Source organism: Aestuariivita sp. (assembly GCF_021404545.1).
Classification (GTDB): Bacteria; Pseudomonadota; Alphaproteobacteria; order Rhodobacterales; family Rhodobacteraceae; genus Aestuariivita.
The window spans coordinates 62738-84711 of record NZ_JAAWWD010000041.1 but is presented as its reverse complement, the minus strand read 5'-3'; the positions used below and the strand labels follow the sequence as shown (position 1 = coordinate 84711).

General features: G+C 60.3%; 17 protein-coding genes. 2 read left to right on the top strand and 15 right to left on the bottom strand.

From position 1 onward, the window contains the following. Window positions 1-12: 12 nt before the first annotated feature. From nirD to HEP69_RS14420, 14 genes are all read right to left on the bottom strand, one after another. On the bottom strand, window positions 13-342 hold the full coding sequence (gene nirD / locus HEP69_RS14485) for a nitrite reductase small subunit NirD (protein ID WP_290559255.1): 330 nt from the start codon (window positions 340-342) through the stop codon (window positions 13-15). Then, complete coding sequence (gene nirB, locus HEP69_RS14480) at window positions 339-2777, bottom strand: nitrite reductase large subunit NirB (protein WP_290559254.1); 2439 nt, start codon at window positions 2775-2777, stop codon at window positions 339-341. The genes nirD and nirB overlap by 4 nt, the downstream gene beginning before the upstream one ends. A 5-nt stretch (window positions 2778-2782) precedes the next feature. Then, window positions 2783-4456, bottom strand: a complete 1674-nt coding sequence (locus HEP69_RS14475; RefSeq protein WP_290559253.1) for an ABC transporter ATP-binding protein — start codon at window positions 4454-4456, stop codon at window positions 2783-2785. A 5-nt stretch (window positions 4457-4461) separates the two neighbouring features. Continuing rightward, entirely contained in the window at window positions 4462-5544 is a 1083-nt protein-coding gene (locus HEP69_RS14470; protein ID WP_290559252.1) for an ABC transporter permease, read from the bottom strand. 145 nt (window positions 5545-5689) lie between these two features. Beyond that, window positions 5690-7060 carry a CmpA/NrtA family ABC transporter substrate-binding protein gene (locus HEP69_RS14465; RefSeq protein WP_290559251.1) on the bottom strand — a complete coding sequence of 457 codons (1371 nt, stop codon included), beginning with the start codon at window positions 7058-7060 and terminating at the stop codon, window positions 5690-5692. A gap of 255 nt (window positions 7061-7315) precedes the next feature. Further along, window positions 7316-8524, bottom strand: a complete 1209-nt coding sequence (locus tag HEP69_RS14460) for a CmpA/NrtA family ABC transporter substrate-binding protein (protein ID WP_290559250.1) — start codon at window positions 8522-8524, stop codon at window positions 7316-7318. After that, window positions 8521-9105 (bottom strand): ANTAR domain-containing protein, encoded by a 585-nt coding sequence (locus tag HEP69_RS14455; RefSeq protein WP_290559266.1) that lies wholly within the window; start codon window positions 9103-9105, stop codon window positions 8521-8523. Before HEP69_RS14455 ends, HEP69_RS14460 begins: the two co-directional genes overlap by 4 nt. Window positions 9106-9336: 231 nt before the next feature. Beyond that, a complete protein-coding gene (locus tag HEP69_RS14450; protein WP_290559249.1) occupies window positions 9337-10161 on the bottom strand; it encodes a glycosyltransferase family 25 protein in 825 nt (274 codons plus the stop codon). Beyond that, entirely contained in the window at window positions 10158-12401 is a 2244-nt protein-coding gene (locus tag HEP69_RS14445) for an FkbM family methyltransferase (RefSeq protein WP_290559248.1), read from the bottom strand. The genes HEP69_RS14450 and HEP69_RS14445 overlap by 4 nt, the downstream gene beginning before the upstream one ends. Window positions 12402-12671: 270 nt before the next feature. Further along, a complete protein-coding gene (locus HEP69_RS14440) occupies window positions 12672-13997 on the bottom strand; it encodes an FAD-binding oxidoreductase (protein WP_290559247.1) in 1326 nt (441 codons plus the stop codon). Then, a complete protein-coding gene (locus HEP69_RS14435; RefSeq protein WP_290559246.1) occupies window positions 13994-14812 on the bottom strand; it encodes an ABC transporter permease subunit in 819 nt (272 codons plus the stop codon). Before HEP69_RS14435 ends, HEP69_RS14440 begins: the two co-directional genes overlap by 4 nt. After that, window positions 14809-15702 carry an ABC transporter permease subunit gene (locus HEP69_RS14430; RefSeq protein WP_290559245.1) on the bottom strand — a complete coding sequence of 298 codons (894 nt, stop codon included), beginning with the start codon at window positions 15700-15702 and terminating at the stop codon, window positions 14809-14811. The genes HEP69_RS14435 and HEP69_RS14430 overlap by 4 nt, the downstream gene beginning before the upstream one ends. Then, the gene (locus HEP69_RS14425; RefSeq protein WP_290559244.1) at window positions 15703-16854 is read right to left on the bottom strand and encodes an ABC transporter ATP-binding protein; all 1152 of its coding nucleotides are present in this window, start codon (window positions 16852-16854) and stop codon (window positions 15703-15705) included. 62 nt (window positions 16855-16916) lie between these two features. Beyond that, window positions 16917-18002, bottom strand: coding sequence for a polyamine ABC transporter substrate-binding protein (locus tag HEP69_RS14420; protein ID WP_290559243.1), 1086 nt, complete (start codon window positions 18000-18002; stop codon window positions 16917-16919). Window positions 18003-18157: 155 nt separating this feature from the next. Between HEP69_RS14420 and HEP69_RS14415 the strand changes: the two genes are divergently transcribed. Together HEP69_RS14415 and HEP69_RS14410 are read left to right on the top strand one after the other, a co-directional pair. Continuing rightward, window positions 18158-18853 carry a GntR family transcriptional regulator gene (locus HEP69_RS14415; RefSeq protein WP_290559242.1) on the top strand — a complete coding sequence of 232 codons (696 nt, stop codon included), beginning with the start codon at window positions 18158-18160 and terminating at the stop codon, window positions 18851-18853. A 55-nt stretch (window positions 18854-18908) separates the two neighbouring features. Next, a complete protein-coding gene (locus HEP69_RS14410) occupies window positions 18909-20306 on the top strand; it encodes an aspartate aminotransferase family protein (RefSeq protein WP_290559241.1) in 1398 nt (465 codons plus the stop codon). A gap of 136 nt (window positions 20307-20442) precedes the next feature. On the opposite strand, the gene HEP69_RS14405 is transcribed toward HEP69_RS14410, so the two are convergent. Beyond that, on the bottom strand, window positions 20443-21930 hold the full coding sequence (locus HEP69_RS14405) for an ABC transporter substrate-binding protein (protein WP_290559240.1): 1488 nt from the start codon (window positions 21928-21930) through the stop codon (window positions 20443-20445). Window positions 21931-21974: the final 44 nt, after the last annotated feature.

Genomic DNA, 21974 nt, shown 5'->3' with positions numbered 1-21974 from the left:
CGCTGCCGTCCATCAGGCAGCGCTCCGTTTTCCGATGGCCGCAGCGTTCAGCAGGATACGCCCCCCGTCGAGCCGCACGGGATAAACCGCGATCTGGCCATCCTCGCCCTGCGCCAGGCCGGTGTTGAGGTCAAACACCCAATTGTGGAGCGGGCAGGTAACCTTCTGGCCATGCACGATCCCTTCGGAGAGCGGCCCGCGCTTATGCGGGCAAGTGTTCGATGCGGCAAAGACCTCGGCCTTGCCGGTGCGGAAAAGCGCCACACAGCCGACGGGCGTTTTCACCACCCGCGCGCCGAGAAGCGGAATGTCGTCGATATGTCCGATATCAATCCAGCTCATTCCGCCGCCTCCATTGTCAGATCCGCCAAGGGTGCGTATTTCTTGGCATCCACAGTATGTTCGGCCCAGGGGTCCTTGCGGTAGATCGACTGGCTCAGCTCAAACCGCGCCACCAATGCCTTGCGGTTCTCCAGATCGTCCACGACGGTCTCGTTCACCCAGTCGAGGCCGACTTTGCCCAGCCATTTATAGATCCGGTCCAGATACCTGGCGCCTTCGCGGTAGGCCTGTGTCACGGCGACGACAATCTCGATGGCTTCCTCCTCGGACGGGACCTGCGCCAAAAGCTCGGTCTCTTTGACATCCATTCCAGCGGCCCCGCCGATGCCGATCTGATAGCCGCTGTCGACGCAGACAACCCCGATATCCTTGCAGGTGGCCTCGGCACAGTTGCGCGGACAGCCCGAGACGGCGAGTTTGAGCTTGTGCGGTGTCCACGCCCCCCAGAGGATCTTTTCCAGCTTGATGCCCAGACCCGTGCTGTCTTGAGTGCCAAACCGGCAGTGATCGGTTCCTACACAAGTCTTTACCGTCCGTAATCCCTTGGAATAGGCATGTCCCGAGACCAGCCCCGCCCGGTTCAGATCGGCCCAGATCAAGGGCAGGTCCGGGCCCTTGACCCCCAACAGATCAATCCGCTGCCCGCCGGTCACCTTGACCGTCGGTACATCAAAGCGCTCGGCGGCATCCGCAATCGCGCGCAGCTGGGCTGGGGTCGTAATTCCGCCCCACATGCGCGGCACGACCGAGAACTTACCGTCTTTCTGAATGTTCGCGTGTTTGCGTTCGTTCACGAACCGGCTTTGCGGATCGTCGCGATAGGCCAGCGGCCAGTCCGCCAGAAGATAGTAGTTCACTGCCGGTCGGCAGATATGACAGCCGTTCGGGGTTGACCAGCCCAGCTCTTGCCAAACGGCTGGCTGGGACTGCAACGCGCGGGATTTGATCAGTCGGCGCACATCTTCATGGCTGAGCGTGGTGCAGCCGCACAGGGTCTGGCTGGCCGGGATCGTGAACGCATCGCCCAGCGTGACCTGCAAGAGCTGTTCGACCAGCCCCGTACAGGTCCCGCAGGAGGCGCTGGCTTTCGTCGCTGTTCGCACGGCCACCAGATCGGTCGCCCCGCCCGCGATTGCATCGGTGATGGTGCCTTTGCAAATGCCGTTGCAACCACAGATCTCCGCATCACGCGGCAAGGCTGCAACGGCTGAGAGAGGGTCCGATTGGGTCCCTCCCTGATAGGCGGGTCCGAATATCAGCGTCTCGCGCATCTGTTCGATCGGGGTGGCATCGCGGATCAGACCAAAGAACCAGTTGCCATCGGCGGTGTCGCCATACATCACCGCACCGATCAGCCGGTCGCCTTCGATCACCAGGCGCTTGTAGATGCCGCGTGCGGGGTCGCGGAAGACGATGTCCTCTCTCCCCGTGCCATCGGCGAAATCTCCAGCCGAGAACAGATCGCACCCTGTGACCTTGAGCTTGGTCGAGAGGCTTTTTTGAGTGAACGCCGCTTGCTGCCCCAAAAGCGTCTGTGCCGCGACCTTGGCCTGATCATAGAGCGGCGCCACCAGTCCAAAAAGCGCGCCGTCATGTTCGACGCATTCACCAACCGCAAGCACATCGTTATCGGAGGTGATCATCTGGTCATCCACATGGATGCCTTTCCCCACGGCCAGTCCGGCGGTCTGAGCGAGCGCCGCATTGGGCCGAATGCCAACCGCCATCACCAGCAGGTCGCAGGGCAGCTCGGTCCCGTCATCCAGCCTCAGCGCGCGGACATGGCCATCTGCGCCCAGGACCTGTTGCGAGTTCGCGCCGCACAGGATCGTGATGCCCTTCTCCTCCAGCGATGTGCGCAGAAGAAATCCGGCGGTTTCGTCCAACTGACGCTCCATCAGGTGTCCCATGATATGCACGACCGTCACATCGACACCGCGCGCGGCCATGCCTGCTGCGGCCTCAAGTCCCAGAAGGCCACCACCGATAACCACCACTCGGTTGCCCGGTCCCATGGCCATCATCTTGCGGGTGTCTTCAAGATCGCGATAGGCGATGACACCGTCCAGATCGTGGCCCGGCAACGGGATTATGAAAGGGGTCGACCCGGTAGCCAATAGAAGCTTGTCGTAGGCCAAAACCTCGCCCGTCTGGGTGGTGACGGCCTTGGCGGCGGTATCGACGCGCGCAATCGCCTCGCCAAACCGGCAAGCCACGTTGTGGGTCGCGTACCAAGCATCGTCATGGGTCACGATCTCTTCATAGCTTTTGTCGCCTGCCAGCACCGGAGACAGCATGATGCGGTTGTAATTCCCCCGCGGCTCGGCATTGAAGAGCGTGATGTCAAAGGCGTCCGGGTCAGCCTCGATCAGATGGTCCAGTACCCGGCCCGACGCCATTCCCGCGCCTATGACGATTAGTCTTTGCTTTCTCATGATCTTTACTCCGCCGCCATCGGCTTGGGGGCCGGGGATTTCGGTTTGGGCTGGGCGCCATGCTCGTACTCTTCCAGGAAATCCAGCACGTCCTGCCGGTAGGCATAGTAATTCGGGTGCTCCAGCAGCGCCTTGCGGGTGCGGGGGCGCGGCAGGTCAACAGACGTGATTTTACCGATGGTGGCGTGTGGACCATTGGTCATCATGACCACCCGGTCGGCCAGCAGGATCGCCTCGTCCACATCATGGGTGACGCAGATCGCGGTGACCTTGGTGCGCGACCACACGTCCATCAGCACCTCCTGCAACTCCCACCGGGTGAGGCTGTCGAGCATGCCGAACGGTTCATCCAGCAAGAGCAGTTTCGGTGACAAGGCAAAGGCGCGCGCGATGCCGACGCGCTGCTTCATCCCGTTGGACAGATCATCGGCCGATCTGTCCATCGCATCCGCCAGCCCGACACGTTCGAGATAGTATTCGACCACATCCTGCCTTTCGGCCTGGCTGGCCTTGGGATAGACCTTGTCGACGCCAATCGCCACATTCTGTTTGGCTGTCAGCCAGGGGAACAGATTGGGCGACTGGAACACCACGGCGCGCTCGGGGTCCGCGCCCTCGACATGCCGCCCATCAAGCTTGATCGCGCCCTTGGAGATCTCATTGAGACCGGCCGCCATTGTCAAAACGGTGGATTTTCCGCAGCCCGAGTGGCCGATGAGGGAAATGAACTCGCCCCGGTCGATCTTGAGGTCGAAATCCTCGACCACGGTCAACGGCCCCTTGGGCGTGGGATAGACCTTGTGAAGCTGTGAGAAATCCAGGAAGCGGCCCTTGATCATCCCTTTTTGCGCATCCGCAACAGCGATGGGCACCCCATGGATGGGCGTCACATTGGGCAAAAGCCGGGTGCCTTCGACCTTGGCTTCGATCCCGCCCTCCATCAGGTATGTGGTGACCTCGGAGCGCAGCTGCTTGAACGTCTGATCATGGTTCATCGCGGTACGGTCGCGCGGTCGGGGAATGGTCACCTCGAACTGCGCGCCCAGTGTTCCGTCCGGGTTCAGCGCAATGATGCGGTCGGCCAGAACGATCGCCTCATCCACGTCATTCGTGATCAAGACGCAGGTTTTGCGATCCGCCTCCCAGATCCGTTCGATCTCATCGGCCAGATTGGCGCGGGTCAGCGCGTCGAGGGCCGAGAGCGGTTCGTCAAGCAGCAGAACCTCGGGGTTCATTGCCAGGGCGCGTGCGACGTTCACACGCTGGCGCATGCCACCGGAGAGTTCAGCCGGACGGCGGCTTGCCGCGTGGCTGAGACCCACCATCTGAACATAGTGGGCGACCTTCTCGGCCTTCTGTCGCGCGCCCATTTTAGGAAAGATCGCATCCACCGCCAGCCGCACATTGCCGGCCACTGTCAGCCACGGCATCAGGGAGTAGTTCTGAAAGACCACCCCACGTTCCGGGCCGGGTCCGGTGACGGACTGGCCCTTGAAGGTCACGGCCCCTTTCGTCGGTCTATCCAGACCTGCCATCATGTTGATCAGCGTGGTCTTGCCGGTGCCGGAAAAGCCCAGCAGCACCAGAAACTCCCCCTCCCGCACCTCAAGGTTGATGTCACGGAGGACCGGTGTGTCGCCGAACCCTTTGGAGACGTTTTGAAATGCCAGAACGCTCATGCCGCTCACCGGTTATTCGTGAAGGTGAAGAGCGATTGCAGCGCATACATCACCCGGTCCAGCAGGAAGCCGATGATCCCGATGGTGAACACCGCCACCATGATCCTGGCCAGCGACGAGGATGACCCGTTCTGAAATTCATCCCAGACGAACTTGCCCAGGCCGGGGTTTTGCGCCAGCATTTCGGCGGCGATCAGAACCATCCAGCCGACGCCCAGAGACAGGCGCAGCCCGGTAAAAATCAACGGCAGCGCCGACGGTAGGACCAGCTTGGTGATCTTGGTCCATGTCGTCATCTTCAGAACCTTGGAGACGTTGACCAGATCTTTGTCGATGCTTGCCACCCCCAGTGCGGTGTTGATCAGCGTCGGCCAGAGCGAACAGAGCGTCACGGTAATGGCCGATACCAGAAAGGACTTTGCGAACCAGCCGTCATTGGTGACGTAGACCGCCGAGACGACCATGGTGACGATCGGCAGCCAGGCCAGCGGTGAGACCGGTTTAAAGATCTGGATCAGCGGGTTGAGCGCTGCGTTGGCCGTGGGAGAGAGGCCTGCCGCGATGCCAAGCGGAACAGCGATTGCCGTGGCAATCAGAAAGCCGAAGAACACCGTTTGGATCGAGGTCCAGATCTGATTGTAGTAGGACGGTGCCCCGGTATAGGCGACCTGTTTGACCTCATCCGCGCGGCCCGCATCGATCAGGCGCTGATTGCGTGCTGCGACCATCTCGTGGAATTTCGCTTCTTTGGCGGCCTTGTCTTGTGCGTCCTGATGCAGATTCAGCGCCTCGGACCAGACCTGCTGCGGTCCCGGGACCGCACCCAGCGACGTCTGAACCTGCGGCGCCAGCGTGCCCCACATGGCCAGGAACAAACCGATGGCAATCAGCGGCACAGCGGCCAGGCGCCACAGCTCTTTCATTTGCGCCCGAGGGTTATCTCCTGCGGCGGCTTTCAGCAGCGGTGTCAGCCAGGCAAGGCCCAGAACCTGAAACCACTTGTCAGCGGCATTGATCCGGGTAAAGAGCCGCGCGCGCCGTGCGTCGCGGTCTGGGGCCGGGGCGGTGATCGGGTCGATGGCGGTCATGGCTCTCGTATCCGTTTTGCGATGCAGCGATCTGGGCTGCGGAGTGTGTGATTGATTGGTGAGGTTTCAAAGGAGCGCGCGGCCCTTTTGACCGGGATGGCAGAGCCCGCCGTCTGGATTGGGCAGGGGCTCTGCCGGGGCGGGATTACCCGCCCTCGACACCCGCGCCTGTCACAATCTGGCCGGTCTTGAGGCCAATCGGCAGGCTTTCGAGATAGGCGTTGGGCGTGCGGCCGTCATAGCCGATACCGTCGATGATGTCGGCCGCGGGCGTGGGCGCCTTATAGCCATCGCTGTCCCATGGAAACGCCGCCTCATTCGCCAGCCCCTCGTCGACGAGCATGCGGGCGGCTTCGAGATAGATCGCGGGTTTGTAGACCTTGCGCGCCATCTGGTCATACCACGCATCCGTCTTGTCTTCGGCGATCTGACCCCAGCGGCGCATCTGGGTCAGATACCAAACCGCATCGGAATAGAACGGGTATGTGGCATAGTACCGGAAGAACACGTTGAAATCGGGAATATCGCGTTTGTCGCCCTTCTCGAATTCAAAAAAGCCGGTCATGGAGTTTGCGATCACATCGTAATCCGCGCCGACATATTCCGCCCGGCTCAGGATCTCGACCGCTTCGGGGCGGTTGGCGTTGTCGTTCTCATCCAGCCAGATCGCGGCACGGATCAGCGCCTTGGTGACGGCCAGGGTCGTGTTGGGGTACCGTTCGGCGAATTCAGCCGTGATGCCGAACACCTTTTCGGGATTGTTCTTCCATAGCTGATAGTCGGTGATCACCGGCACGCCGATGCCCTTGAACACCGCCTGCTGGTTCCACGGCTCGCCCACGGCATAGCCCGAGATCGTGCCTGCCTCCAGCGTCGCAGGCATCTGGGGTGGCGGTGTCACAGACAGAAACACATCCGCTGAAATCTGACCCGTGACATTGTCGGGCGAATAGAACCCCGGGTGCAAACCGCCTGCTGCCAGCCAATACCGCAACTCGTAGTTATGCGTGGAGACGGGGAACACCTGCCCCATGTTGAACGGCTTGCCGTCGGCACGGAACTGCTCGACCACCGGCACGAGGTGCTCGGCGGAAATCGGATGTTGGGGGCGGCCATCCGCCATTTTGGGGATGCCGGGTTTCATCATCTCCCAGACCTCGTTTGACACGGTGATGCCGTTGCCGTTCAGATCCATGGAAAACGGGGTGATGATATGCGCCTGCGTGCCATAGCCGATGGTCGCGGCCAGCGGCTGTCCGGCCAGCATATGCGCGCCGTCCAATTGGCCGCTGATCACCCCGTCCAGAAGGACTTTCCAGTTTGCTTGCGCTTCGAGCGTGACAAACAGCCCTTCGTCCAGGAAATAGCCGTTTTCATAGGCAACGGCCAAGGGGGCCATGTCTGTCAGCTTGATAAAGCCGAAGGTCAGCTCGTCCTTTTCCAGGTTAAGCGGTTGTGCAAGGGCGGGAGTGGAGAGCGCGAACGCTGCCGTCAATCCAAGAAAAAATGTCTTCATAAACCGGTCCTTTCGGTCCTGCGCCCGAAGGATCGGGCAAACAAAAAAAAGCCGCTGACCAGGTCCGCCGGGAGGAGTGGCGGAAGGTCAAGCGGCTTTGCTCAGAATGCGTCCTGTCAGTGGACGCGTCCCTGACTAAGGGAGGTATTTCGGTGGCCGACGTCATTGCCTGCCATGGACCAACCATGAAGGTGTCTCTGGTGATCGGCCAAGCGGAAACAAACTGGCCTGCGACAATTTTGCTGCGTTGCGGCGTTAACCTTCGGGTCCATGCGTAAGATTTAGGCGCTTTTCATCGTCAGGTTCAAAAACGCGTCCGTCAAAGAACCGGTCACGGCAAAGAATCAGCCGCCCTTTTTCAGACGCCACCGCCGTGTCGGCCTCCAGCGCGCCTTCCAGCTTGGATGATGCACCGGGCAAATCGGCGCCCGTTCCCTCAAGTGCGGCGCGAAACAGATCCGAGCGGAACACCCCCCGCGCGCGCTCTTGCGCGGGGAGTGCGTCCAGGCCGGTGCGCTGGCTGAGCTGCCGCCCGATCCACTCGGCCTGGCTGCGCCAGGGAAAGTTGGCCGCGCCCCGGGAAAACTCCAAAAAGCCGGACACCGTGCGCTCCTCACCGGCTGAATTGATGGCCAGACGCCCCGACAAGGCGCGGTCAATCAGCTCGGGCGCCACATCCAGATAGGCCGGTCGGCTCAGCAGCTCAGCCGTCAAGAGAGCGGATCCCTCCTGGGCCAACCATTTGCCGGCACGCCACACCGCTCGGATCAGGCGGCCCAAGAGAGCGCGTTCGGTTTCCGCCCAATCCTGGCGCACGGCCAGCACCTTTTCCGGGGCAAAGGCCCAGATCGCCGCGCCAGGCAGCAGCAACGCTCCGACGCCGCGATCCACGGTGCGCGATCCCCAGGGCTCACCCACGCAGAACGCGTCAATCTCGCCCGTTTCAATAGCCTCGGTCATCAATGGCGGCGGGACCGTGTGGATTTCCACCCGGTCCGGCGCGGCGCCGCCCAGCGCGTTGAGCCAGTAAAACACCAACTCGGCATGCATCGACGTTGGAAAGGGCACGCCCACCCGAAGCGGTGTGTCGCTGGCCTGCAAGAGGGCAAGCCCCGCCGCGCGGGCATCGTCAAAGGCAAAGTCATGACCGATCTCTTGCAGGCGGGCCTGAAGCGCGCGATTCACGCCAATGACATTGCCGTTCATCGACAGGACGGACACCGCAGTCAGGGCGCTGCCTGCCCCGCCCAACCCCATCGCTGCGGCGACTGGCACAGGCGCAAGCATATGGGCCGCATCCACCTGACCAAAGCTCAGCATATCCCGCAGGCTGGACCACGAGGGCGCGCGCCTGAGATCGAGAGATATCCCTTCTTCGGCGGCAAAGCCGATTTCTTGGGCCACGATCAACGGTGCGGCATCGACCAAGGGCATGAATCCAACCGAAAGCGTTGAGGGCCTCATGACAAAAGCCCCGCCGATGTGACCAGCGCCAGTGCCACGTCTGCGACCCGCTTGCCCTGATCCATCGCCGCCTTTCGCAAGAGGGCATAAGCCTCTTCTTCCTCGACCTGGCGGGCTTTCATGATCATGCCCTTGGCGCGATCAATCACTTTACGCTCTTCGAGGGCACGCTTCGTCTCGGCAAGTTCCGTGCGCATCCGTTGAAACACGCGAAACCGCGCGATGGCCGCATCGAGAACCGGTTTGACGCGCGACGGCTGCATGCCGTCAACGACATAGGCCGACACCCCGGCTTCGATGGCCGCACCCGACAATCCGGCATCCGAGCGATCCACGAACATCGCAACGGGCCGTTCCATTGGGTTCGAGGCGAGGGCCAGCTCCTCCAGCGTATCGCGGGACGGGTTGGCGAGATCGATCAGAACGATGTCGGGTTGCTGCGCCTTGATCTGGCGCGCCAGCCCAGCGGTTTGGCCAATGACATGAATGTCATACTCGCCGGCCTGCCGCAGACTGTCGACAATCTGCAATGCGCGGTCCCTGTCGGCTTCGACGATAACAATGGACATCCGTTCTGACACGGTCAGACAAAAATACCAGCTTTCGCCTGCGCGCAATCGCGGGTCGGCCTGTTTTGGATGCGCAGCGCCCATTCAACGCAATGTGGTCAGTTTTTAGGCAATCTCGGCGATCCAGGCCGGTGAAACGGGGCAGATTGCACGCAGCAGAGCGTGGGATGATCCTGCGGGAGTGCCTTCCGACGGAAAAACCCGAGCGCCGGGGCGGCCAACGCCGCCCAACTGCGCACAAAGCTACTGCCGATAGGGTGGCAGGTCGGGTGCCAGATCGACAAACCCGATTTTGCCGCCCCGCCGTTTTAGTGCCCTGTCGGTCACGAGCCTGCGCGAAATTTTTCTTGAGGCGCGGCCAAGCTCTTTCTTCAGACGATAAAGCGCCGGGCCCCGTGCGTAGGGCTCGGCCCGGTTGCGCCCTGTGGTCCGTTCGCTTGTCTCAACCAGCTTGTGCGGGCCGGGCCATCCGCTGAGATCGGCGAACATGCCCTGGATCGCGATTGCGTTCATCAGCTGCAACGCGCTGTAGCCCGGCTCCGGTTGGGTGATGAAATCGTCCAGATGCGTGCAGTATGTGCGTGAGCGTTGCAACAGCTGTGTTGCGCCTTGTGGCGACACCAGATACCCGGCGGCGCTGGGCACGACTTCGAGCAAGGGGCGCAGCGCCTGGCCATCCAGCACCCGATCCGGCCCGAGACGGATCGGCTTTCCGACGGCATCGAGCTTGACCATATCAAATCCGGCCCCGCATGATGCAAGCGATGCGAGAACCAGACCCGTGGTTCGCGAGAGGTAGACATCGTCTTCAAAGATCGCGGCGGGCGCGTCACTGGCTGCAACCTTCGCCCAGATCGCGCGATGACTTTCCACAACAGCCACTTCGGATGGTTTGAGCGTCCAGTAAGGCCCCCAGCTTTGGGGCTTGTACCCTTCGGCCTTCGGGTTTCGCGCGGCGTCGATGGCCGAAAACCGGATCGGATTGGGAATACCGGCCTGAGCGAGCTGATGGAACATGAACTCGGCCCGTTCCGGGACGCGGTCGAGGTTAATGAAATAGACCTTCATCTACCGCCAAGCCGCTTGCGGATTTTGCGCATCTTGTATTTCGATCGTCCTTTGGCCTTTTCGCTCATGAACTCCTCCCCCGCTTCCTCGGCTTCGAGATCCCGCAGAAGAACAGGCGCATTCCAGGGTTCGTAGGAGACGAGCTTGCGTTGCACAAGATCGGGTCTAACAAAGAGCTGGGAGCTTTCGTTGAGCATGGATGCGGAGAACGAGAACGAGCTATTGGAGATGGCGACGAAATCCCCCAGCGTGAGCGCGGCGAAATCTGTGAAGAATTCATGCTGGAGGTTTGATGTGGGCAAGTCACCCGCAGTCAGGACCTTGAAATCGGAGAATGACGGCAAGACCGAGCTTATGTCATCCGACGCGATATAGACTGAAAGATCCGGGTGTATCTCTCGGATATCGTTCAGCCAGTTGGTATACCAGTCTTCGGGGGCAACAAAGAACACGCCGGTTCCGAAATCGCCACGGCGCAGGTGAATGGTAGCGACAGGCCCGCCTTGGCGTTCAAAAAGCGCTCTAAGGTCCGCACTGCGCTGCGCATATGGCCCTTTGAAGGAAAAATGCTTCTTTATCAGGTGTTTGTGGGGGCAGTAATAGCGCGTGTGGTACTGGAAAAAGCCATTGAAATCAGTTGCGGGGCGGACGTCGGGGTCATTCGCGATATTGGTGTCAGAGAGCTCATACCCGTCTTCCGCCAGAACGTTAGGCATTTCAGGAAGCTGTGCCGCCCCGGGCCGGACATTGAAGATGTCGTCGCCCGCCCAAACGGGATTGACGGCGTCATAGTCATAATCGGCGGCGTAGCTGTGCAAGAACATATACTGAAAAAGGTGATTGGCGAACCGGCCTACGGATCCGATGGATGAACAGGTGATCATCGGGCGCTTTACATAAAGCGCATCGCCCCATTCCTCACTATAGGGTGTGTTGGTCATCACCCGAATGAACTGGCGTTCGTGCAAGAACGCGTCAATGTCATCGATCAACGGACAGCCTTCGTAGAGTTCGGAATAGTTCACTTCGAGCTGGAGGGCCTCGATGCCCTTCAGCGCGGATTGCGCGCCGCGGAGCGCAAGAAGCTCGGCGCCTTGAATGTCCATGGCGATGAAATTGATTGCGGCCATATCCAAACCCTGCTCGGCCAGCAGATCGTCGAGCCGCGCTGTTCGGACGGTGATCTGGCGTTCCACGCCGATCTTGGGATAGAGCGTTGCGTGATCCCTGAGGTCGAGGAGCGAGCTCGACTGGTCCATCGACGTGATGTTGAAGCCTGCCGTGCCTTCGGTATCGGAGGCCGCGGCTTCGATAACGGTGATATCCCGGTCCGAGGCAAAGCGATCACGCAACGCCGATGCCAGATCGGGATTTGCTTCCACGAACACAACCGGGCTGATGCCGCGCTTTCGATAGGTCGTAATCTCATTACCTTGGTGGGCACCGACATGGAGCGCACCCCTGACCTTAATGCCGAATTGGGCAAGGCGGTCGAAATCAAGCTCGATCTCATCGCCCACACCGGTGAACGGTTTGATGAGGCGCGCGTTCACCGCAATGTAGTTTGAATACCCGTAATCTTCGTGCGCGGCGCGGAAGGTCTTGAGCTCAGACAGTTTTGCGCCCTCGACACGCAAGACCCGATAGCCAAAGCGCCGCAGGTAAGACCAGACATTCCTGAGTGATGTACCTGCATCCAGGAAAGTGCCGCCATACTCAAATTGGAGAAAATCGACCTGACCCCGACGCAGCAGCGTGGCCGCTCCGCGCAACACATCGTATTCCGCACCCTCGACATCGACCTTCAGGAACCGGATCCGCTCAGATCTGTCGGCCCAATAGGTATCCAGAGTGATGCCTGGAACAGCGATCTTGTCGAACCCCGATCCAAGCAGCTTTTCCTCGACACTCAGTCGGCGATGCAACGAGCTTAACCGCGCATCGTCGCGGTAGACATGGAATGTCAGCTCTTCATTTCTGTTGGTCACCGCATTCCAGTTCAGCACACAGCGGTCCGCGATCTGATTTTTCAAGACGGCCATTGCTTCGCTGGAGGCTTCGAACGCGTGTATCTCAACCTCTTTGCTTTTGAGAACTTCTTCGGACCATTTGCCATGATGGGCGCCCACGTCGAGGACGATATCTCCATCCCGAATGCATTTCTTGATGATGAACCGTTCTTCGGCGGTGATTGGATCGTCATGATGTGTCTTGCCAAGCAAACGGCGGATCAATTTCATTGCTTGCTCCAAATATCTTATGAACCAAGGCGCAAAAATCGCGTCTTGCCCTATCGACCCGTGGTCACTTGATCGCTGCTAGGTCGCCCTACCTTGATCCAGTTGGCAATCGCTTGCAACCGGTGAGCCCGCTTTGCGGGCCCTGCCGGATTGGCCAGACAGGGCGTCGCCCAGGTAAAGCGACACCTGGGTACATCTGGTGTGGGCCGCTCTGGTCAGGGCCTGATCACCGCGGGATTGTCCTTCGCGCCTTTGGGTATTGCGAGATCCTCAGAGATCCTGAAGCCAGAACCGGGCATAGGCAGGCGGCATCACCGCACGCCGGGCCCGCCCCAAGGGAAACCGGCCGGGATCGGCGCGGATGGCGTCGGGGATGATCTCCGCGCGCTCGCCAACCGCAAGCCGCCCCAGAAGGTGTCCCATATAGCTGGCCATTGCGACACCGTTACCGTGATAGGCGAACCCGGCCAACAGGCCGGGATGTTCCGGCACCTCTCCGGCGAAGGGCAGAAACTTTGGCGACAGGCAGACCATGCCGGACCATTGATGGGTGATCTCGACCTCTGCCCAGGCCGGGAACATCTGGGCGAGGTTCTTACGCACATTGGCCCGCGCCCGCGCCTCGCTACCCGGGGTGGCGGTCAAACCGCCGCGCATGCCAATCAGGAAGCGGTTGTCCGGCATCAGGCGAAAATAGTGGAGCAGGTGACGGGTATCATAGCTCATCTGCTGGCTCGTCCAGCCTTGGGCCTGTATTTCATCCCCCGTTAGCGGTCGGGTGACGACGATTGTGGATTGGGTCGGCATATACCGCGCGGCCATCCAGTCGGGCAGATCTTCGCTGGAGTACCCGTTTGTCGCGATTAGGGCCTTATCGGCGCGCACTGTGCCCTTTGGCGTTACCACATGCCATTCGCCGCTTTGTCGGCTGAGCCCTGTGGCGGGGGATCGGGCCATGATCCGAACGCCCAGATCCCGTGCGACCTGCAAGATCCCGTCGATGTACTTGCGCGGGTTCAGGGCAAAGCCGGTGGGGATGCTGACCGCGCCATGGAATGGTCCGTCCAGGCCCGCCTCCGCCAGATCGGCGGCCCGCAGGATCCGGGCCGGTTTGCCATAGGTCCGTTCGAAGTCCCGGGCCGACGCCTCCAGCTCTCCCATTCGGCTGGGTTTATGGGCAAGCTGGGTTTCGCCATCGGAATGGACATCCGCGTCGATCCCGTATGTGCTCAGCAGATCCGCGACATGGGACACAGCGCTCAGTTCGGCATTGTGATACGCCCGTGCGCTCGCCTCGCCAAACCGCTGGGTCAGCTTGGCTCGCTCCGGCAGGCCGCCGCCCAGACAGCAGAACCCGCCATTGCGCCCCGACGCGCCCCAACCGGGCGTTTCGGCTTCAAGTACGATCACCGCCGCGCCTGACTGCGCCGCGCTGATCGCCGCATTCACCCCGGTGAAACCCGCACCGATAATGCACAGATCTGCGCGGGCATCGCCGTCCATCTCAGGCCAGTCAAAGGCCAGCGCGCTTTCATCCCAAAAGCAATTCGTGCGGGGGCCGGGGCCATAGGCATAGTCCGAATAGATCCGCCTCATGCGGTGCGCGCCGCGGTCTGTTCATCCTGTTGCTGCCGCATCAGATTGCGTTTCGACACCAGCGACGCGGAAATCACCCCCAGCGTCACAATCCCGATCAACAGGGTGGAGAGCGCGTTGATCTCGGGGCTGACACCCAAACGCACGCTCGACCAGATGCGCATCGGCAGCGTGGTTGCCGAAGGCCCTGCGGTAAAGGACGCGATCACCAGATCGTCGAGCGAGAGCGTAAACGCCAAGAGCCAGCCTGAAATCACCGCAGGGGCGATGATCGGCAGGGTCACCAGCCGAAACGCCTCCCACGGGGTGCAGCCGAGATCGAGCGCGGCCTCCTCCAGCGATCTGTCAAAGGAGATCAGGCGGGATGAGACGACGACGCTGACAAAGCACATTGAAAACGTTGTGTGCGCCAGAACGATGGTCAGCACGCCCCGGTCCAGCCCGATCCCGATAAAGAGCAAGAGCAGCGACAGACCGGTGATCACTTCGGGCATCACAAGCGGGGCATAAATCATTCCCGAAAAGAGCGTGCGGCCCGAAAACCGTCCGGAGCGGACCAGAACATAGGCCGCCATCGTGCCAAGCACCGTCGCGATGGTCGAAGAGATCACAGCCACTTTCAGCGTCACCCAGGCAGCATCGAGAAACAGCTCGTTTCCCAAGAGCTCGCCATACCATTTGGTTGAGAACCCGGCCCAGACAGTGACCAGCCGGCTTTCGTTAAAGCTGTAGATTACCAGGATCAGCATCGGCAGATAGAGAAAGGCGAAGCCCAGCGTCAGGGAGGTGGCATTAAACCACGAAAAGCGTCTCATTGCCCCTCCGCCTCGCGCTGTTTCTGCTCGTTGCGCTGAAACAGGATGATCGGGATGATCAGGATCAGCAGCAAGATCACGGCCACGGCGCTGGCAACCGGCCAGTCGCGGTTGTTAAAGAACTCTTCCCACAGCACCTTGCCGATCATCAGCGTCTCGGAGCCGCCCAAAAGCGACGGGATCACGAACTCTCCCAGTGTTGGGATGAAGACCAGAAAACACCCCGCGATGATGCCGGCCTTGGACAGCGGCACCGTGATCAGCCAAAAGGCCGACAGACGCGAGCAGCCCAGATCCTCCCCCGCTTCGAGCAGTGAATCGTCCATCTTTTCCAGCGCCGAATAGATCGGCAGAACCATGAATGGCAGGTAGGTATAGACGATGCCGATATAGACCGCCGTTTGGGTGTTGAGGATGGTAAGCGGGTCCGAGATCACGCCGATGCCCAGCAGGAACTGGTTAAGATAGCCTTCGTTCGCCAGAATGCCGATCCATGAATAGACCCGGATCAGAAAGCTGGTCCAGAACGGCAGAATCACCAGCATCAGAAGTGTGGGCCGCCAGTCCGGTGCTGCCCGGGCCATTCCGTACGCGATGGGAAAGCCGACGAGCAAGGTCAGGACCGTCGAGATCCCAGCGATCTGAAGGCTGCTCAGATAGGCTTTCCAATACAGATCGTCTTCGGTCAGAAAGATGAAGTTCTCAAAATCGAGCTGGCTGAGGAAATCGGTGAACCCGGCCCAACCCTCGCGCCAATCCAGCGTCGGTGTATAGGGCGGGATAGAGATTTCCGGATCGCTGAGCGAGATTTTCAGGACGATCAGGAACGGCACCAGGAACAGTGCCAAGAGCCACAGATAGGGCACCAGGATCAGAAAGCGGCGCGCCACCTAGCGTTCCAGCGCGACACCGGCGGTGTCGGTCCAACTGAGCCACACGGTGTCGTCCCAGGTGAATGTGCGGCGCGCGATGCGGCGGGTATTGGCGCTTTGGGCCTTTATCACATGGCCCGAGGGCAGTTCCACATGATAGGTCGAAATGTTGCCAAGATAGGCGATGTCGAGGATCTTGCCGCAGAGCTTGTTGCGCGCCTCGGGCTCCTGGGAATGAATGGCGATCTTTTCGGGCCGGATTGCCAGATGACAGGTCTGACCCTCGCCAAAGGGTTTGGCCGTTTTACAGTGCAGGACCGGCTGTCCTTCGGCCCAGTGAAGGTCGATGCCGTCGCCGGATGGTTTGGCCTTGCCCTCGATCAGGTTCACATCGCCTATGAAATCGGCCACATAGACCGAGCGGGGATCTTCATAAAGCACATCCGGGGTCGAGACCTGGATCAGCTTGCCCTCATCCATCACCGCGACCCGCGAGGCGACCGTCATCGCCTCTTCCTGATCGTGGGTGACGATGACAAAGGTGGTGCCGGTCTTTTCCTGGATGTCCATCAGCTCGAACTGCGTATCCTGGCGCAGTTTCTTGTCCAGTGCGCCCAGTGGCTCATCCAGTAACAGCAGCTTTGGCGCCTTGGCCAGCGACCGCGCGAGTGCCACGCGTTGCCGTTGCCCGCCCGAAATCTGGTGCGGTTTACGCCGGGCGAAACGCTCAAGCCGCGTGAGGCGCAGCATTTCTTCGACCCGCGCGTGGATATCGAGTTTGGGCATCCCCTCGCGTTTCAGCCCGAAGGCAATGTTGTCATAGACGCTTAGGTGGGGAAACAGCGCGTAGGATTGGAACATCATGTTCACCGCCCGTTTGTTCGGCGGGATCGGCGAAATATCGTCGCCTGCCAGCAGGATGGTTCCGGTGGTCGGCGCCTCAAACCCGGCGAGCATGCGCATCAGCGTGGTCTTGCCACAACCAGAAGGGCCAAGAAGGGCAAAGAATTCTTTTTCAAAGATGTCGATGGACAAATCGTCGATCGCGGTAAAGTCGCCGAACCGTTTGGTGACGTTCTGAAACTGGATCAGCGGTTTCGCGACCGGATCGGTCCACGGCTCGAAAATCCCCTGGTGAGGCATCGGTTTGCCCCGCGCCGCGTCTGCCATGATCTGTCCCTTTAACTAAAAACGCCCGGAGCGTCAGGCTCCGGGCGCTCGCGCTCAGGCTTCTAGGTGCCCGATTTGATTTTGGTCCACAGCCGCGTCACGGTTCGCTGCACCCGCGCCGGATAGGGCGTGGTGGTGAACAGGTTCTCCAGCGTCGCCTCATCGGGATAGATCGCGGTGTCGTTGATCACATCCCCGACCAGGAACTCTTTGGACGCCGCATTGCCATTGGCATAGTAGACATAGTTCGATGCCGCCGCGATGTTCTGCGGATCCATGATGAAGTTCAAAAAGGCATGTGCGCCTTCGGGATTGGGGGCGTCCACTGGAATCGCCATCTGGTCGAACCACATCAGCGCGCCTTCGGTCGGGGCGTTATAGGCGATTTCGACTCCGTTATCGGCCTCGGCCGCGCGGTCGCGCGCTTGCAGGATGTCCCCGGACCAGCCGAAGGCCACGCAGATCTCGCCATTGGCCAGCGCATTGATATATTCCGAGCTGTGGAACTTCTGCACATAGGGCCGCACGCCCATCAGGACCGGTTCGGTCTTGGCGATGACATCAGGGTCATGGCTGTCAGGGTCTTCGCCGATATATTTCAGCGCCGCCGGGATCATCTCGGTCGGGGCATCCAGGAAATGCACACCGCAGGACGCCAGCTTCTCCATATTGGCCGGATCGAAGATCAAGGCCAGCGAGCCGATGGGCGCATCCTCACCCAGAACCTCCTGGACCTTGCCGACATTCACGCCGATGCCCGTTGTTCCCCACATGTAGTTGATCGAGTACTCGTTTCCGGGATCGTATTGATCGGTCCGCGCTTCGACGACCTCCCACATGTTTTCCAGGTTCGGCAGTTGTGCCTTGTCCAGTTTCTGGAAAGCGCCCGCCTGGACCTGGCGTTGCAGGAACGTGCCGGAGGGCACCACCACATCATAGCCCGATCCGCCGGCCAACATCTTGGTCTCCAGGACCTCGTTGGAATCGAACACGTCATAGACCAGCTCGAGCCCGGTCTCCTCCTCGAACTTGGTCAACAACTCCTCATCGATATAGTCGGACCAGTTGTAGACACGAACCTCATCAGCAGATACCGCGGCCGTGGTCATGGCGAAAACGGCAGTCAGCGACAGCAGTTTGGTATTCATGATAAACTCCCCTTTGGTGTGCCCGGGCTTGGGCGCACGGGTTACGCCAATTTGATCAAGTTTTGCCTCTTCGGGCAATGTCTTTTATGATTTCACGCGCGGATAATGCGCGCAAGACGGCAACAGCGATGCGAAAGGGCCCTGAGGTGAATGTGATGAACAAGGAGGCGAACGAAGCCTCCGAAATCCCCTCGAACCTGCCCGCACATGAGGTCGTCTACCGGCGATTGCGTGAACAGATCTTGTTTGGCGAACTCGCTCCGGGCGAAGCGGTGACCATCCAAGGGCTGGTGCAGTCCCTGGAGGCAGGCATGACCCCGGTGCGCGAGGCGATCCGACGCCTGATCTCGGATGGCGCATTGAGGTTTCAGGGCAATCGCCGGGTCAGCGTTCCAACCTTGACCGCCTCCGATCTCGAAGAGATCGCATTTCTGCGAAAAACGATTGAATCGCAATTGGCTACGCTGGCCGCCGTCCAGATTGGACATGCGGCAATCGGTGATCTCTCTGCGATTGATGCGGCTCTGGACGGGGCCATTCGGCAAGGGGATGTGCACGGGTATCTGACCGCCAATTACCGGTTTCACATGCGCCTCTACGATGAGGCGCGCGCGCCCATCCTGCAGAGCGTGGCGGATCGCCTTTGGCTGCGTTTCGGGCCATCTCTGCGGGTTGTCTGCGGTCGGTTCGGCACCGAAAATCTACCAGACCGTCACAAGGAGCTGTTGGCTGCACTAAAAACGGGCGACGCCGCGGCAGCCGCCCGCGCGATGGAGGCGGATGTGGAGCAGGGGACCGGACAAATGGTTCAGGTGCTGGAAGAGACCGCGCGGGGCAATCGATTCGATTGACTCGTCAGAATTTGATCATATTCTGAGGGCCTATCTTAAGTCGGAGGCTCCTGCGATGTCCCAGATCACCAACCACATGCCCACCGCTGAGCTTCAGGCGCTCGATTCGGCGCACCATATGCATCCTTTCACCGCCGGGGCAGAGCTGGCCGCCAAAGGCCCGCGTGTCATCACCCGCGCGGATGGTGTGTGGCTGACCGATAGCGACGGCAACCGGCTCATTGACGCCATGGCGGGGCTGTGGTGCGTCAATATCGGCTACGGCCGGGGCGAGTTGGCCGATGTCGCGGCGCGCCAGATGCGCGAGCTGCCCTATTACAACACGTTCTTTCAGACGACCCATGTGCCCGCGATTGCGCTAGCCCAAAAGCTGGCCGAACTGGCACCGGGCGATCTCAATCACGTCTTTTTTGCAGGCTCCGGATCGGAGGCGAACGATACCAACATCCGCATGGTCCGTACCTATTGGGCGATGAAGGGAAAGCCGGAAAAATCGGTGATCATCAGCCGCAAGAACGCCTATCACGGCTCGTCCGTGGGCAGCGGATCGCTGGGGGGAATGACTGCGATGCACGCACAGGGCGGCATGCCGATCCCGGATATTCACCACATCAATCAGCCCAATTGGTGGGCCGAAGGCGGTGACATGACGCCCGAGGACTTTGGCTTGGCGCGGGCGCGCGAGCTCGAAGAGGCGATCGAGGCACTTGGGGAGGATCGCGTGGCGGCCTTTATCGCCGAGCCGGTACAGGGGGCGGGGGGCGTGATCGTGCCGCCCGAGACCTATTGGCCCGAGATCCAGCGGATCTGCGACAGGTACGAGATCCTGTTGATCGCCGATGAGGTGATCTGTGGCTTTGGGCGGACCGGGAACTGGTTCGGGTCCCAAACGCTGAACATCCGGCCGGACATCATGACCATAGCCAAGGGCCTCAGCTCGGGCTATCAGCCTATCGGGGGCTCGATCGTATCGGATGAGGTGGCGCATGTGATCGGGCAGGGGGAGTTCAACCACGGGTATACCTATTCAGGGCATCCCGTGGCCTGCGCGGTGGCACTCGAAAACCTGCGCATACTGGAGGAAGAGGGTGTGGTGGGCCACGTGCAGAGCATTGCGGCCCCTTATCTCAAGGAGAAATGGGAAGGTCTGCTGGACCATCCGATGGTCGGTGAGGCAAAGATCGTCGGCATGATGGGGTCCATTGCCCTCACACCAGACAAGGAGAGTCGCGCGAAATTCGCCTCCGAACCGGGAACGGTTGGTTATGCCGTGCGGGAGCGGTGCTTTGCCAATAATCTGGTAATGCGCCATGTGGGAGATCGCATGATCATATCACCGCCTTTGGTGATCACACCGGATGAGATCGACACCCTGATCGGGCGTGCGCGGATCGCCCTGGATGAGGCTTATGACCTGGTGAAGGATGAGGGTCTTTGGATGGCCGCCAGTTGAGCATTTTCTGACACAGAAAATGCTCAGATTTTGACGCAAAATCTGGGGCCTGACATCTGTTCAAGGCGCCCAGAAAATGCGTCATTTTCTTTTCATTTTTTGCGTCAAAAAATGGCCCCCGAAGGAGCCATCTGTCTCAGTTGGCCCAGCTTACAGACGTCAGATCGGTGGCTTGAGTTGGCGCGTTCACCCACAGCCCTTGCAGATCGGCCTTGGCCACCCCCAATGCGGCCAGTTGGAATAGATAGCCGTTTACAAAATCGTCTGCGATCATACGTTGCGCATCCGCCATCAGCGACGTCCGCGCCTCAGGATCCGTGGTGGTGTTCAGCGTGGCCATCAGCTCCTGAAACGTCGGATTGTCATATTGAAAGTAATAGTCGGGCCGCGCATAGATCCCGATATCCATCGGTTCGGTATGGCTCACGATGGTCAGCCCGAAATTCTTGCCCCGAAACACGGTTTCGAGCCATTGAGCCCATTCGACATTGATGATCTCGGCGGTGATGCCGACCTCGGCCAGCTGTGCGGCGATGATCTCTCCCCCGCGGCGGGCATAGGATGGCGGCGGCAGATGCAATGTGGTCTCGAACCCGTCCGGGAATCCAGCCTCTGCCAGAAGCACGCGCGCCTTGTCGGGATCATGGGCCGACAGACCGGTCAGATCCACATAGGCCGGATTATGCGGCGCGAAATGTGTGCCGATTGGTGTGCCATAGCCAAACATCGCGCCATCGATGATTGCTTGCCGGTCGATGGCATGGGCCAGGGCCTGCCGAACCCTCAGATCGTCAAAGGGCGGTTGCAGATTGTTGGTCGACAGGATTGTCTCCCCTTCGGTGGAGCCAACAAGCACCTGAAACCTCGGATCGGCATCGAATTGCGGCAGGTTTTCGGGCGCAGGAAAGCCGCTGAAGGCATCGATATCCTCGGCCATCATCGCGGCAAAGGCTGCGGTGGGGTCCGAGATGAACTGGAACGTCGCACGTTCCAGCTGTGCAGGCGCCCCCCAGTAATCGGCGTTTTTCTCCAGCGTGATGCGGTCGCCCTGTACCCATTCCACGAACCGGAACGCGCCAGTGCCGATGGGCGTTTGTTTAATCCCCTCGATGCTTTCGGGAGCCACGATCACCGCGTCACCCCAGGCCATGTTGAAAAGGAAATTTCCGTTGGGTTCGGCCAGCGTCACCTCCACGGTCAGCGGATCCACCACGGTGACGTCCGCGATCCCCTCAAAGAGCGCTTTTTGCGCGTTCACACTGTCCTCGGCCCGGGCGCGGTCCAGGCTGAATTTAACGTCTTCTGCGTCCATTGTGGTTCCGTCGTGGAACGTCACGCCGCCCCGGAGAGTGAAGCTATACACCAATCCATCATCCGAGATTTCCCAGCTTTCTGCGAGACCGGGCACGACCGATCCGTCGCCCATGAAACGGGTGAGGCCTTCGAACACATTGGAATAAAGAACGTTGTCGATGGCGCCTGCCGCGGCGCTTGTCGGATCCAGATGCGGAGGTTCCAGTTGAAGGCCCACGGTGATGTCGGTCTGTTGCGCCTGTGCGGTGCCAAAGCCAGCGGCCAAGGCAAAAGACGCGGCCCAGGCAAGGCGGTTTGTCAGTGCGGTCATGGTCAAAGTCTCCCTGACGGTTCCATGCTGCCACTGAGCGGACA

Coding starts and splice junctions, on each gene's coding strand:
- nirD (WP_290559255.1), bottom strand. CDS start 342: ATGAGCTGGATTGATATCGGACATATCGACGACATTCCGCTTCTCGGC.
- nirB (WP_290559254.1), bottom strand. CDS start 2,777: ATGAGAAAGCAAAGACTAATCGTCATAGGCGCGGGAATGGCGTCGGGC.
- HEP69_RS14475 (WP_290559253.1), bottom strand. CDS start 4,456: ATGAGCGTTCTGGCATTTCAAAACGTCTCCAAAGGGTTCGGCGACACA.
- HEP69_RS14470 (WP_290559252.1), bottom strand. CDS start 5,544: ATGACCGCCATCGACCCGATCACCGCCCCGGCCCCAGACCGCGACGCA.
- HEP69_RS14465 (WP_290559251.1), bottom strand. CDS start 7,060: ATGAAGACATTTTTTCTTGGATTGACGGCAGCGTTCGCGCTCTCCACT.
- HEP69_RS14460 (WP_290559250.1), bottom strand. CDS start 8,524: ATGAGGCCCTCAACGCTTTCGGTTGGATTCATGCCCTTGGTCGATGCC.
- HEP69_RS14450 (WP_290559249.1), bottom strand. CDS start 10,161: ATGAAGGTCTATTTCATTAACCTCGACCGCGTCCCGGAACGGGCCGAG.
- HEP69_RS14445 (WP_290559248.1), bottom strand. CDS start 12,401: ATGAAATTGATCCGCCGTTTGCTTGGCAAGACACATCATGACGATCCA.
- HEP69_RS14440 (WP_290559247.1), bottom strand. CDS start 13,997: ATGAGGCGGATCTATTCGGACTATGCCTATGGCCCCGGCCCCCGCACG.
- HEP69_RS14435 (WP_290559246.1), bottom strand. CDS start 14,812: ATGAGACGCTTTTCGTGGTTTAATGCCACCTCCCTGACGCTGGGCTTC.
- HEP69_RS14425 (WP_290559244.1), bottom strand. CDS start 16,854: ATGGCAGACGCGGCGCGGGGCAAACCGATGCCTCACCAGGGGATTTTC.
- HEP69_RS14420 (WP_290559243.1), bottom strand. CDS start 18,002: ATGAATACCAAACTGCTGTCGCTGACTGCCGTTTTCGCCATGACCACG.
- HEP69_RS14415 (WP_290559242.1), top strand. CDS start 18,158: ATGAACAAGGAGGCGAACGAAGCCTCCGAAATCCCCTCGAACCTGCCC.
- HEP69_RS14410 (WP_290559241.1), top strand. CDS start 18,909: ATGTCCCAGATCACCAACCACATGCCCACCGCTGAGCTTCAGGCGCTC.
- HEP69_RS14405 (WP_290559240.1), bottom strand. CDS start 21,930: ATGACCGCACTGACAAACCGCCTTGCCTGGGCCGCGTCTTTTGCCTTG.